The organism is Actinomycetota bacterium (genome assembly GCA_030776725.1).
Classification (GTDB): Bacteria; Actinomycetota; Nitriliruptoria; order Nitriliruptorales; family JAHWKO01; genus JAHWKW01.
In genome coordinates this window covers 1-12,855 of sequence record JALYHG010000158.1, presented here as the reverse complement: position 1 = coordinate 12,855, position 12,855 = coordinate 1, and the positions used below count along the sequence as shown (strand labels likewise).

The window sequence follows — 12,855 nt, the reverse complement described above, 5'->3', positions numbered from 1 at the left end:
GCGCCGGTGAGCGTCGACGCGAGCAGGTTCGCACCGGCGGCGCCCCACGCGAGCAACGACGCGATCCCGGCGCCGCCGACCAGCCCCACAGCCGCCCGCACCGCGTCACGCTGGGCGACGACCGCCCAACCGGCCAGGCCGAGGATCGCTCCGGCGACGCCTGCGGCGGGGACCGCCCACAGCAGCGCCCCCAACAGCAGGTCGGGGAAGCCATGACCGACGCGGATCTCGACCGGGGCGAGCACGTCGGGGAACAGCGACACCCCCACGGCGGTGACGGCCGCCGAGACCAGTCCCACCGCGGCTCCCTGCGTCAACGGACGCAACCGCCGCCCCCGAGCGACGGCCAGAGGCAGCAGACGAGGGCCGACCGCGGCGGTGGTGACCCCGCCGATCGCCGCCAGCGCCAGGACGCCCGTCCAGCGCACATCCAGCGCCGGAGCCGCGACCTGCGGTCCGATCAGCGCGGCGAGCAGCATCCCGAGCGTGCCGGCCACGAGCCACCAGACGTTGGTCCGCAGGCGGACGGCGGTGTCCACGCAGGCTCCTGTACCGGTGTGAGCTGTGACGCTAGTGCACGTCCCGACCGCCGACCTAGAGCAGGTCGGCGATCACGTCCCGCTCCTCGCGCAGCTCTGCAACCGATCGCTCGATGCGTTCCCGGGCGAACTCCGACAGCTCGAGGTCGTCGACGATGTGGCAGTTGCCGTCCCCGTCGATGCGAACCGGGAAGCTGCACACCAGCCCCTCGTCGATCCCGTACGAGCCGTCCGACAGCACCGCCATCGACTTCCAGTGCCCGTGCGGGGTCGGCGTCCCGCCGAGCCAGTCGCCGACGTGGTCGATCACGGCGTTCGCGGCGGACATCGCCGACGACTGCCCGCGCGCGTCGATGATGGCGGCGCCCCGCTGCTGCACCGTGGGGATGAACGTCTCCTCGAGCCAGTCGCGGTCGTTTACCACGTCGGCTGCGGGTTGTCCGCCGATGCGGGCGTGCTCGAAGTCGGGGAACTGCGTCGCGCTGTGGTTCCCCCAGATCGCAACGTGGGTCACCTCGGTGACCGGCACGTCGGCCTTGTGCGCCAGTTGGGCCGTGGCGCGGTTCTCGTCGAGACGGGTCATCGCGGTGAACCGCTGGGGCGACACTCCCTCGGCGTTGGACTGCGCGATCAGCGCGTTGGTGTTCGCCGGGTTCCCGACGACCAGGACCCGCACGTCGTCGGCGGCGACGGCCGCGATGGCCTCGCCGTGCCCGACGAAGATCGGCCCGTTCTCGCGGATCAGGTCCCGGCGTTCCTGGCCCTTGCCACGCGGCTTGGCTCCCAGGAGCAGGACGACGTTGGCACCCTCGAAGCCATCATGAGGGTCGTCGCTCAGCTCGATCCCCTCCAGCAGGGGCAAGGCGCAGTCCTCGAGCTCCATGGCCACCCCACGCAGCGCGCCCATGGCCGCGGGGACCTCGACCAGTTGCAGGACGACCGGCGTGACCCCGCCGAAGATGTCTCCCGATGCGATCCGCGGCAGGAGCGCGTAGGAGATCTGGCCGGCGGCTCCTGTGACGGCGATCCGGATCGGCCGGGGCATCGCGACGCTCCTGTCGTGTGGTCGGTGTCGCGGCCAGCGTAACCAGGCGGCTCGCGACGCGGCCTCGTCAACCTGGCGGTCAGCACGGTGGCGGCCGCCAGGCCCCAGGTCGTGTGGGACACCTTCCGGGCGCTACTGCACCCCGTACAGGCCGTGCAGCGATCGGCGCATGCCGGGCGTCACGGCCGGCGTGGCAGTCCGTGGCGCGCCCGGGCCGCCTCGAGCGTGTTCTGCAGCAGCATCGTCACCGTCATCGGTCCGACCCCGCCGGGGACCGGCGAGATCGCGCCGGCCACCTCCTTGACCCGGTCGAAGTCGACGTCGCCGACCAGCCTGCCGTCTTCGAGCCGGTTGATGCCGACGTCGATCACCACCGCGCCGGGGCGCACCCAGTCGGCGAGCACCAGCCGTGGGACCCCGACCGCCGCGACCAGCACATCGGCTCGGCGGCACTCACCGGGGAGGTCCTTGGTGCGCGAGTGGGTCTGGACCACCGTCGCGTCGACGCCCTTGCTGGACAGCAGCACCGACAGCGGCCGGCCCACCAGGATCGACCGGCCCACCACGACCACTCGTGCGCCGACCAGGTCGAACTGCGCGTCGCGGAGCATCTCCAGGATCCCGTAGGGGGTACAGGGGATGAAGGTCGGGTCGCCGGCCAGCAGGCGCCCCGCCGACTCCGGATGCAACGCGTCGACGTCCTTGGCCGGGTCGACCGCCTCCTGGATGGTGGTCGGCCCGATGCTCAGCGGGAGCGGCAGCTGTACCAGGATCCCGTCGATGGCGTCGTCGGCGTTGAGGAGCTCGATCACCTCCAACAGCTCGGGCTCGGTCGTGGCGGAGTGGAGCTCGACCTGCCGGCTCGCGATGCCCACGGCCTGGCACGCGCGGTGCTTGGCGCCGACGTAGACCTTCGAGGCCGGGTCGTCGCCGACCAGGACCGCGGCGAGGCCGGGGATGATCCCGTGGTCGCGGTCGAGCGCAGCGACCTCGTCGGCGATGCGTGCGCGTTGGCGTTGGGCGAGGTCCCGCCCGTCGAGCACTGTGGCGGTCACGGTCGCTCCTGTCGCGGGCGGGTCAGCGGGCTGCTGCCAACGGCGCGAGCGGTCGGCTGCGCAGTGATCCGCCTGGCGCTCAATGACGGAAGTGTCGCCGGCCGGTGAGGACCATCACCAGGCCGTGCTCGTCGGCTGCGGCGACGACCTCGTCGTCGCGGACGGAGCCGCCAGGCTGGATGATCGCCACGACCCCGGCCGCGGCCGCAGCGTCCGGGCCGTCACGGAACGGGAAGAACGCGTCGCTGGCCAGCACCGCACCGGCGCTGCGATCTCGCGACTTGTCCACCGCCAGCCGGACCGCGTCAACGCGGCTCATCTGGCCGGCACCGACGCCGACGACCTGCTGGTCGCGGACGACGACGATCGCGTTCGACTTCACATGTCTGGCCACCGTCCACGCGAAGCTCAGATCGGACATCGTGGCGTGGTTGGCCGTCGCGCTGCTCACCGTCCGCCACTCGTGCGGCGCCGGGGGTGCGACGTCGGCGTCTTGCACGAGCAGGCCACCCGCGACGCTCCGGAGGGCGGCAGGCGGGGCGCCGGCGTGCTCGGGGTCGTCGCGGACCACCGCCACGGCCGGGCGCGCGATCTCCAGCACCCGCAGGTTCGCCTTGGAGCCGAGCACCCCCAACGCGTCGTCGTCGTACCCGGGCGCGACCACCACCTCGGTGAACACCGCGGTGATCAGCTCGGCGGTGGCTGCGTCGACCGGGCGGTTGGCGGCCACGATCCCCCCGAAGGCCGACACCGGATCACCTTCCAGTGCCCGCTGGTAGGCGGTCGGAAGGTCGTCGGCGAGCGCGACCCCGGCGGGGTTGGTGTGCTTGATGATCGCAACGCACGGCCGCGAGAACTCGTTCACGATCGCCCATGCCGCGTCGGTGTCGAGCAGGTTGTTGTAGGACAGTTCCTTGCCGTGGTGCTGGACAGCGGACGCCAGGCCCCACCGGTCGCGGGACGAGTCGGCGTAGTAGGCGGCGCGTTGGTGCGGGTTCTCGCCGTACCGCAGCACCTGCACGCGCTCGAAGACGGGCCCGTACTGCACCGGGAACGGCTCGTCGCGCTGGAACCACGCCGCGATGGCGGCGTCGTAGGCGGCGGTGTGGCGGAAGGCTTTGGCTGCCAGCTGGTGACGGGTCGCGGTGTCCAGCCCGCCGTGGTGGCGGAGCTGGCTCAGCACCGCGTCGTAGTCGTCGGGGTCGACGACCACCGCGACGCCGGCGTGGTTCTTGGCGGCGCCCCGCACGAGCGTCGGTCCGCCGATGTCGATCATCTCCACCACCGTGGCGTCGGCTGCGCCCGACGCGACCGTCTCGCGGAACGGGTAGAGGTTGACGACGACGAGGTCGACCGGATCGATCCCGAGCTCGTCGAGCTGCGCGACGTGCTCGGGCTTGGAGCGGTCGGCGAGGATCCCGGCGTGCACCCGCGGGTGCAACGTCTTGACCCGGCCGTCGAGGCACTCGGGGAAGCCGGTGACGGCTGCCACCTCCGTGACGGCCACCCCTGCCGCGGCGATCCGTCGCGCGGTCGACCCGGTCGACACGATCGCGATGCCGAGGTCCGCCAGGCCGGCGGCGAGCTCGGCCACGCCGCGCTTGTCGTGGACGCTGATCAGCGCGCGGCGCACCGGCGGGTGTTGCGGCGAGGTGGTCACGGGATCCTCTCGGCGTCGGTCAGGGCGTCGGTCAGATCGAGTGTCGTGAGCGCGCGCGCGTCGACGGCCGGCAGGATCCGGGTGCGGCGGCCCTCGATCCGGACGCGACCGTGGCAGACCAGCTTGACGGCGGCCGGGAGCAGGTCGTGCTCCACGCCCTTGATGCGCTCGTGGAGCGTGGCGACCTCGTCGTCCTCGCGGACCTCGACGGGGCGCTGGGCGATGATCGGGCCGTGATCGACGTGCTCGTCGACGATGTGCACGGTGGTGCCGGTCACCTTGACCCCGTGGTCGAGGGCGTCTCGGACGCCGTGGGCGCCAGGGAAGGCGGGGAGCAACGACGGGTGGACGTTGACGACCGCCTGCGGCCAACGAGCGAGGAAGGCCGGTGACAGCAGCCGCATGAACCCGGCGAGGACCACCACGTCAGGCCGGTGCTGCTCGAGCCGCCCGACCATGGCTCGCTCCCAGGTCGGCCGGTCGGGGTGGGCATCGACGGCCTCCACCACGGTCGGGATGCCACGTCGGCGCGCACGTTCCAGGCCGAGGCAGCCGGGACGGTCGCTCCCGACCACGACGACCTGGCCCCCGAACGTCGCGTCCCGGTCGATCGCGTCCATCAGGGCCGCCAGGTTGGTCCCCGATCCCGAGACGAGCACCGCGATGGGGCGCGGTCGCGTGGTTGCGTCCGACACGTGCGTCTCCGGGCTGGTGGGGAGCCGAGCGTAGTGGCGCGCGCCGCACGGGCGCCGACACGCCAACGCCTCTACCATCCGCCGCGTCGACCGACCTGGAGGCTCGTGTTGCGTCGGGGCAGACACCTCGTCGGCCTGCTGCTGGCCCTGCCACTGCTGGCTTCCCCGGCGCTGTTCCTTGGATCCGACGACCGCTCGGGCGGAGGCACGTCCCCGACCGCGGCGGCGGGAGGGGTCGGCGCGACCGGCGACTGCCCTCAGCGGGCCAGCACCGTCCGTGCGATCGACCGGGTCGCTGGGCCGGACCGGTACGCCACCTCAGCGTGCGCGTCGGAAGCGGCGTTCCCCGTCGGCGCACCGGCGGTGGTGCTGGCACGTGGCGACGACCACGGCGGCTGGCCTGACGCGCTCGCCGGGACCGTCCTGGCCGAGGCCGTCAGCGGCCCGGTCCTGCTCACAGACCCCCGGTCGCTCCCAGCCCCGACCCGCGACGAACTGCGTCGGCTGCGCCCGCTGGAGGTGCTGGTCCTCGGCGGTCCCGGAGCGGTGAGCGACGCGGTCGTGGCCGAGGCGGCCGCGGCGGCGCCGCAGGCGACGCTGCGTCGGGTCGCGGGCGGGGACCGCTTCTCGACCGCCGTGGCGGTGTCACGTGAAGCAGGCGCCGGCGGCACCGCGTTCGTCGTGAACGGCTTCCGCCCCGCCGACGCCCTGGTGGCCGGAGCCCCGGCGGCTCGGGCCGGCGCGGCGCTGCTGCTGGTCGACACCGACGTCGTCCCCGACGTCACCGCCGACGCTCTCCGCGGTGTGGAACAGGTCGTGGTCGTCGGCGGGTACGGCGTCGTGTCCGAGGCCGCCGAGGCGCGTCTGGCCGGCCTGGTGGGGCGTGACCGGATCCGTCGGGTGTCCGGCGCAGATCGCTTCGAGACGGCCGCATCGGTGGCGCGCGCGTTCCGGGTCGAGGGTCGCATCCACCTGGCCAACGGCGCCGACCGCCACCTGGTCGACGCCATCGGCGCTGGCTGGTCGGCCGCGCGCCCCGGCGGGGGCGTCGTGCTGTACGCCGAGCGCGATCGGCCTGGCCACGGCACCGACCGTTACCTGCGCCTGGGCGGGCTGACCCCGACCGCGCTGGTCCGGCTGGTGGGCGGCCAGGCCGTCCTGTCCGCCGATCTGGTGGCCGGCATGGAGGCCCGCTACCACGAAGCCACGGTCGGTGGGCCGGCGCCGCAGCTCCGTGCGACGTGGGTGCACCTGTTCGATGACGCGTTGAAGTCGCCGCGCTCGATCGACCGCGCCCTGGACGCCGCCGCGGCCGCGAACCTCAACACCGTGATCGTCGAGGTCGCACGCCGACAGGACGCCTACTTCACCTCGCACGTCCTGCCGCGCACGAACGACCCCAGGATGCCGGCCGGCTTGGACCTGCTGGCCCGCCTGTTGCCGGCGGCGCGCGACCGGGGCCTGGCGGTGCACGCGTGGGTCCCGACGCTGCCGGCGTGCCACCCGTCGGCGTACGACTGCGCCAACCTGCCCGCCGACCACGTGTGGCGCCTCCACGGGCCGGGAAGCGACGACGACTGGGCCACGTACGACGTCGAGGGCCGTACCGACCATGACACCTTCGCGCTGGACCCCGGCCACCCGGCCGTGCAGGACCACGCCGTCGCGGTGTACCGGGAGATCGCCGAGCGCTACCCCGTCGACGCGGTGCACCTCGACTACCTGCGCTACCCGGGCACGTGCCGGCGCGGCGACGGCCGCCTGGTCGAGGCCTGCTACGGCTACAACCCGACCGCCGTCGCCCGGTTCAACGAACAGCTCGGGCGCAGCGGACGGCCCGCACCCGACGACCCGGCGTGGCTGGACTGGCGCCGGGCCCAGACCCGGCAGCTGGCTGCCCGGATCACCGAGGCGGTCCACGCCGTCCGTCCCGACGTGGCGGTCACCGCCGCGGTGATCGCCTGGGGCGAGGGTCCCCGCGACGGGCGACGCTTCACCGACACGCCCGCGTACCGCTGGGTGCTGCAGGACTGGCCGTCGTGGGTAGCGGACGGCCTGGTCGACGCTGTCTTCCCGATGGCGTACTTCGACGAGGCCCGCTGGCCGGGGTACTTCACGCAGTGGACCGACTTCGCGGCGGGGATCGCTTCACGATCCGAGGGGATCGTGGCGGTCGGGCAGGGAGCGTTCCTCAACCCACCGGCGGCGTCGTTGCGACAGCTCGAACACGCGCTGTCGTCAACCGACGGCGCGGCGGTGTACTCCGCGCAGCAGGACGAGAGGAGCCCACCGTTCGGCGGGGTGTTCGCCGGGCTGCGTGACGGGCTCTTCGCCGAGCCGGCGCCGGCACCGTCGCTGCGCTGACGCCGGTGCGCGGAGACCTGGCGTTACAGGTTCGGCTGCTGACGCGACCACGGGGCGTGTTGGGGATGGCCGCCGTGCTGGCCGGCACCGCGGCGACCGTCGCGGTGTACCTGCCTTGGTACGAGGTCCGCGCCACCGTCACCATGCTCGGTCATGCGCGTGCGCGCACGGTCGCGGCGCTGCCCGGGTGGCAGGCGCAGCCGTGGGTGTGGACCATCGCCGCCCTGGCCGTGGTCAGCGTCGTGGTGGGCCTGTCGCTGGCGGTCGACCGGCCGGCCCGATCGGCGTCGAAGGTGCTGATCGTGGTCGGCGTCGGCATCGCCGCGATCAGCGCCGCCAGTGCGGCGCTCCGCCCGCCGCAGGGGCGCTTCCGCGGCCAGCAGCAGTTCGACGAGCTCCACGCGGTGATCTCCGCGGTGCCCGAGGATGTCACCGTCGGCTTCAGCGTCCACCCGACGACCGGGCTGTGGGTTGCGCTGGGGGCGGCGGCGGTCCTACTCACGTCAGCGTTGACGACCGGCGGGGAGTGACCGCATGCGGCTGGGCGTCGACGTCGGCGGGACGTTCACCGACCTGATCGTCGACGACGGCGAACAGCTGCGTGCCGCGAAGGTCCCCTCGACGCCGCACGACCAGGCTGACGGGGTCATGGCCGGCCTGGACCGCCTCGGACTGGACGCCAGCCACCTGCGACGGTTCGCCCACGGAACGACCGTGGCGACCAACACGCTGCTGGAGCGCGACGGTGCCCGGACGGTGCTGGTCGTGACCGCCGGGTTCCGGGACCTGCTGGAGATCGGCCGCCAGGACCGCCCATCGCTGTACGACCTCGGCGTCGACCGTCCGCCACCGCTGGTCCCCCGCGGCCTGGTGGTGGAGGCGGCGGAGCGGCTGTCGGCCGACGGGACCGTGCTCACTCCCCTGGGTGACGCCGACGCGGTGGCGGCCGCGGTCGTGGACCTCGAGCCGGAAGCGGTCGCGGTGTGCCTGCTGTTCTCGTTCCTCGACGACCGCCACGAGCGGGCCCTGGTCGACGCGTTGGGGACCCGCGCGCCGGACCTGCCGGTCAGCCGCTCGAGCGACGTCCTGCCGGTCTTCCGCGAGTACGAACGGGCCAACACGACCGCGCTCAACGCCTACGTCGCGCCCCGACTGGGCCGCTACCTCGCCACCCTCGAGGCGGCTCTGGGCGATCGCGGGATGAGCTGCGGGTTGGAGGTGATGCGGTCCGCTGGCGGGACCTTCGCCGCCACCGTGGCATCGCGCTACCCGGTCCACACGTTGCTGTCCGGCCCGGCCGCGGGAGCCTTCGGTGCGGCGGCGTGCGGCCAGACCGCCGGACACGGCGACCTGGTGGCGTTCGACATGGGTGGGACCTCGACCGACGTGACGCTGATCGAAGCGGGCCGACCGACGACCACCTCGCAGGGGGCGATCGCAGGTCTGCCGTTCGCGGTCACAACGACCGACATCCACACGGTCGGGGCCGGTGGCGGGAGCGTCGCGTGGCGCGATCCGGGCGGGTCGCTGCGGGTCGGACCACGCTCAGCCGGGGCCGACCCGGGTCCGGCGGCGTACGGGCGGGGCGGCACGGAACCGACCGTCACCGACGCCCACGTGGTGCTCGGCCGCCTCGACCCGGACGCCCATCTGGGAGGGACGCTGCAGCTGGACGCCGACGCCGCCCACGACGCGGTCGGCCGGCTCGCCGCCCGCCTCGGCCTGTCGGTGCGGGACTGCGCCGACGGCATCGTCCGCGTGGCGGACGCGACGATGGTGCGGGCGCTGCGGGTGGTGTCCGTGGAGCGCGGGAAGGACCCGCGTCGGTACGCGCTGGTCGCCTTCGGCGGGGCGGGTCCGCTGCACCAGGGGGCGTTGGCCCGTGAACTGGGCTGCTCACTGGTGATCGTCCCGCCCCACGCCGGCGTCCTGGCAGCCTTGGGGCTCCTGGCCGCCCCGACCACGGCGGAAGCGGTCCGCACCCGCCTGGCCGGCCTCGATGAGCTCGCCACCGATGAGCTGGCGGGCGCGTTCGCCGCGCTCGAACACCAGGCCACGGCGGCACTCGCCGAGCAGGACGTCGCCGCGGAGCAGCTCACCCGCCGCGCTGACTGCCGCTACCGCGGCCAGTCGCACGAGCTGGAGGTCGCCGTCGGCGATCCCCATCCGCAGGCGCTGGCCACGACCTTCCACGACGCGCACCGCGAGCGGTACGGCTACGCGCAGCCCGGCGAGCCGGTCGAGGTGGTGACCGTGCGGGTCCACGCCGAGGGACCAACCCCGCCCCTGCCTCTGTCGGAGATCGGGCACGGCGACGGTCCCGACGCCGCGCAGCTGGGGGCGCGCCCCGTCGTGATCGATCGGCGACCGCGAACCTGCCCGGTCTACGCCCGCGACCGGCTGGGGCGCGGCGACCGTCTGCAGGGCCCGGCGGTGGTGGCCGGCGTGGACACCACCTGCCTGCTGCTCCCGGGCCAGGTGGCCGAGGTCGATCGGTTCGGGAGCCTGCTGATCCGCGGCTGACCCGCCGTCGTCCGCTACGAGGTGATCGCCTCGGCGATGCGGCGGGCGTCGTCGAGCCGGTCCGCCTCGACGAAGACGCGCACACCCCACTCACCGGCGAACGCGAACCGGGTGAAGCGGCCGCTGCGCTTCTCCCAGTGGACGATCCCGGCGCGGTCGAGCGCCGCGAGCAGCTCGTCGGCGTGCTCGTCGGTGTACTGGCCGAGGTAGGTGGTGCGCATGGCGGGCAGTATGGCCCAGGCGGCCGCCCGACGACGTCGTGCCAGAGGAGGCCGCGGCGGTCGACATCCCGCGCCGCGAGGAGGAGCCCCGTGGACCCCGTCACGCTCGAGGTGACCCGCAACGCCCTGGTGGGGATCGCCGAGGAGACCGGCGCGGCCCTGCGACGCACGGCCTACTCGCCCAACATCAAGGAACGGGCGGACTGCTCGACGGCGCTGTTCGATCCCCACGCAGCGATGGTCGCCCAGGCGGAGCACATCCCCGTCCACCTGGGCGCGATGCCCGCCTCGGTCGCCGCATCCCTCGAGAGCTTCGGTGCGATCGCCGACGGTGATCAGGTGCTGGTGTCCGACCCGTTCGCCGGTGGGACGCACCTGCCCGACTGGACGCTCGTCGCGCCGGTGTGGAGCGGCGACCGGCTGCTGGGGTTCGTCGCGACGCGGGCCCACCACGCCGACGTGGGAGGTGCGGCGCCAGGCAGCATGCCGGCCGGGGCGACCGAGATCTTCGCCGAGGGTCTGCGCATCCCACCGATCAAGCTGGTGCGTGGCGGGGAGGTCGACCGCGACCTGCTCGCCCTGCTCACGATCAACTCGCGGACCCCACGCGAACGCACCGGGGATCTGCGGGCGCAGGCCGGCGCCAACCACCTCGCGGCCCGGCGGGTGCGCGAGCTGGCGGCCCGGCTCGGTGACGGCGATGACGCCGCGGGGACCGACCTCCTGCTCGAGGCGATGAGCGCGACCCAGGACCACGCCGAGCGCGCGGTGCGCGCAGCGGTGTCGGAGGTTCCCGACGGGACGTACCGGTTCGACGACGTCCTCGACGACGACGGGATCGGCCACGAACCGATCCCGATCCGTGTGGCGGTCACCGTCGACGCCGACCGGATCACGATGGACTTCGCCGGGACGGCACCCCAGTGCGACGGGCCGCTCAACGCGCCCGTGGCGGTGACACGGTCGTGCTGCATGTTCGCGCTACGCGCGGTCGTCGCCCCGGGCGCGCCCGCGAACGCCGGCGGCTGGCGGCCGCTCGAGGTGCGCACCCCCGGCAGGTCGTTGGTCGATCCGCGACCCCCAGCGGCGGTCGCGGCCGGGAACGTCGAGACGTCGCAGCGGATCGTCGATGTCCTGTTCGGGGCGTTGGCACAGGCGGTCCCCGACCGGGTCCCGGCCGCGTCGCAGGGCACGATGAACAACACGCTGCTGGGTGGGCCCGACCCGCGGACCGGCGAGACGTTCGCCTACTACGAGACGCTGGCCGGCGGGCAGGGCGCACGTCCCCACGCCGACGGGATGAGCGGCGTGCACACCCACATGACCAACACCAAGAACACCCCGATCGAGGCGTTCGAGCTGGCCTACCCGGTGCGGGTGGTGGAGTACCGGCTGCGCGACGGGTCGGGCGGGGCGGGACGCTTCCGCGGCGGTGACGGGCTCCGCCGCACCCTGGAGGTGCTCGGCGAGCGGGCGACCTGCTCGCTGGTGACCGAGCGGCGACGGCGCGGCCCGTGGGGACTGGCGGGCGGGCACGACGGCGCCCCGGGCCGCAACCGTGTGCTCCGCCGCAGCGACGACGGCCACGACGAGGAACGCGACCTGCCCGGGAAGGTCACGTTGACCCTGCACCGCGGCGACCGGATCGTGGTCGATACCCCTGGCGGTGGCGGGTTCGGGGCGCCGGCGTAGCGCGCACGGTGCGCCCAGGGCGGGGGGACCCCTCCCGCCGCCTACACTCTCGCCGCGACCGGAGGGAAGGAGACGGGTTCGTGCCACGGATCGAGGTGTGGGAGCCGTTCGAGGCCGGCGCGAGCACCACCAAGCTGGTACGGACCTTGAGCGGCGATCCGCACGAGTGGCTCCCTCAGCCGGCGACCGACCGTGGCCCCGGCCACTGGGCGGTCGAGGTCCGCGCCGGGCCGGCGTCGCGCCTGGCGACGTGCATGGTCGGCGAGCCGCACGGCGACGAGCACTCGGTCCGCCGCCACATCCGCTGGCGCGCCGACCCGGAGCCCGAGGACGAGCAGATGCAACGGGCGCTGCCGTCCTTCGACGGCTACCTCACCTTGCGGTCGCGCGACGGCGAGTGGCCCGAACTGCGCCTCGAGGGTGACTACGCCGCACCGGCGGGTTCGATCGGTGCGGCGCTGGGGCCCAGCCAGCAGCACGCCCTGGCGGAAGCTGCTGTCCGCCGTTTCCTCCACGACGTGTTCGCCAACCTGATCGGTGACGACGGAGCCTGACGGTCACCGACCGGGCTCGCCTGCTGAGCCGGTCCTACTCCCGGATGCTGGCCGCCCCGTCGGAGGTGTCGGCGTCACCGACCGGCGCTGCAGACCACGAACGGGCGTACTCGGGTCGGTCGAGCTCGTGTGCCAACCGCGTCAGCCGGAGGGGATGCGACGTGTCGCACATCACCGCGAGCTCGTCGGTTGACGTCGCGCCGAGCGAACGCTCGGCCAGACCCGGCTGGGGACCGTGTGGCACCCCCGACGGGTGCAGGGTGACCGCGCCAACGCCGATGCCCCCCCGGGACCCGAACGTCCCGCCGACGTAGTAGATCATCTCCTCCGAGTTGAGGTTCGCGTGGCTGTAGGGGATCGGGACCGAGTCCTCGTGCCAATCGAGCGGCCGGGGGCAGAACGAGCAGATCACGAAGTTGCGCCCCTGGAAGGTCTGGTGGACCGGTGGCGGGGCGTGGACCTTCTTCACGATCGGTTCGAAATCGGCGATGTTGAACGTGTACGGGT

General features: G+C 73.6%; 12 protein-coding genes. 5 read left to right on the top strand and 7 right to left on the bottom strand.

The genetic code is table 11. The features are described 5' to 3' along the window. The 5 genes from M3N57_07505 to purN all read right to left on the bottom strand — a co-directional run. On the bottom strand, positions 1–539 hold a 539-nt coding region (locus M3N57_07505), incomplete at its 3' end, for a hypothetical protein (GenBank protein ID MDP9022529.1). A gap of 55 nt (positions 540–594) precedes the next feature. Beyond that, positions 595–1,584, bottom strand: coding sequence for a malate dehydrogenase (locus M3N57_07500; GenBank protein MDP9022528.1), 990 nt, complete (start codon positions 1,582–1,584; stop codon positions 595–597). A gap of 179 nt (positions 1,585–1,763) precedes the next feature. Beyond that, on the bottom strand, positions 1,764–2,639 hold the full coding sequence (gene folD, locus M3N57_07495) for a bifunctional methylenetetrahydrofolate dehydrogenase/methenyltetrahydrofolate cyclohydrolase FolD (GenBank protein ID MDP9022527.1): 876 nt from the start codon (positions 2,637–2,639) through the stop codon (positions 1,764–1,766). A gap of 79 nt (positions 2,640–2,718) precedes the next feature. After that, complete coding sequence (purH, locus tag M3N57_07490; GenBank protein MDP9022526.1) at positions 2,719–4,299, bottom strand: bifunctional phosphoribosylaminoimidazolecarboxamide formyltransferase/IMP cyclohydrolase; 1,581 nt, start codon at positions 4,297–4,299, stop codon at positions 2,719–2,721. Next, positions 4,296–4,919: a phosphoribosylglycinamide formyltransferase gene (gene purN, locus M3N57_07485; protein MDP9022525.1), complete on the bottom strand. Its 624-nt coding sequence runs from the start codon at positions 4,917–4,919 to the stop codon at positions 4,296–4,298. The genes purH and purN overlap by 4 nt, the downstream gene beginning before the upstream one ends. Positions 4,920–5,102: 183 nt before the next feature. Here purN and M3N57_07480 point away from each other — a divergent pair, with 183 nt between their 5' ends. From M3N57_07480 to M3N57_07470, 3 genes are read left to right on the top strand one after another with little or no spacing between them, the layout of a single operon-like run. Then, positions 5,103–7,358, top strand: coding sequence for a cell wall-binding repeat-containing protein (locus tag M3N57_07480; GenBank protein MDP9022524.1), 2,256 nt, complete (start codon positions 5,103–5,105; stop codon positions 7,356–7,358). A gap of 5 nt (positions 7,359–7,363) precedes the next feature. Next, entirely contained in the window at positions 7,364–7,888 is a 525-nt protein-coding gene (locus M3N57_07475; protein ID MDP9022523.1) for a hypothetical protein, read from the top strand. Positions 7,889–7,892: 4 nt separating this feature from the next. Continuing rightward, a complete protein-coding gene (locus M3N57_07470) occupies positions 7,893–9,881 on the top strand; it encodes a hydantoinase/oxoprolinase family protein (GenBank protein MDP9022522.1) in 1,989 nt (662 codons plus the stop codon). A 14-nt stretch (positions 9,882–9,895) separates the two neighbouring features. Here M3N57_07470 and M3N57_07465 read toward each other — a convergent pair whose 3' ends face one another. Then, positions 9,896–10,102: a hypothetical protein gene (locus M3N57_07465; GenBank protein MDP9022521.1), complete on the bottom strand. Its 207-nt coding sequence runs from the start codon at positions 10,100–10,102 to the stop codon at positions 9,896–9,898. A 90-nt stretch (positions 10,103–10,192) separates the two neighbouring features. Here M3N57_07465 and M3N57_07460 point away from each other — a divergent pair, with 90 nt between their 5' ends. After that, complete coding sequence (locus tag M3N57_07460) at positions 10,193–11,794, top strand: hydantoinase B/oxoprolinase family protein (GenBank protein MDP9022520.1); 1,602 nt, start codon at positions 10,193–10,195, stop codon at positions 11,792–11,794. A gap of 80 nt (positions 11,795–11,874) precedes the next feature. Beyond that, the gene (locus M3N57_07455; protein ID MDP9022519.1) at positions 11,875–12,348 is read left to right on the top strand and encodes a hypothetical protein; all 474 of its coding nucleotides are present in this window, start codon (positions 11,875–11,877) and stop codon (positions 12,346–12,348) included. A 34-nt stretch (positions 12,349–12,382) separates the two neighbouring features. On the opposite strand, the gene M3N57_07450 is transcribed toward M3N57_07455, so the two are convergent. After that, on the bottom strand, positions 12,383–12,855 hold a 473-nt coding region (locus tag M3N57_07450; protein MDP9022518.1), incomplete at its 5' end, for a homogentisate 1,2-dioxygenase.

What these genes read in the sequence shown, in the direction of transcription:
- purN (MDP9022525.1), bottom strand. Translation starts at nt 4,919, where the DNA reads ATGGACGCGATCGACCGGGACGCGACGTTCGGGGGCCAGGTCGTCGTG.
- M3N57_07470 (MDP9022522.1), top strand. Translation starts at nt 7,893, where the DNA reads ATGCGGCTGGGCGTCGACGTCGGCGGGACGTTCACCGACCTGATCGTC.
- M3N57_07465 (MDP9022521.1), bottom strand. Translation starts at nt 10,102, where the DNA reads ATGCGCACCACCTACCTCGGCCAGTACACCGACGAGCACGCCGACGAG.
- M3N57_07500 (MDP9022528.1), bottom strand. Translation starts at nt 1,584, where the DNA reads ATGCCCCGGCCGATCCGGATCGCCGTCACAGGAGCCGCCGGCCAGATC.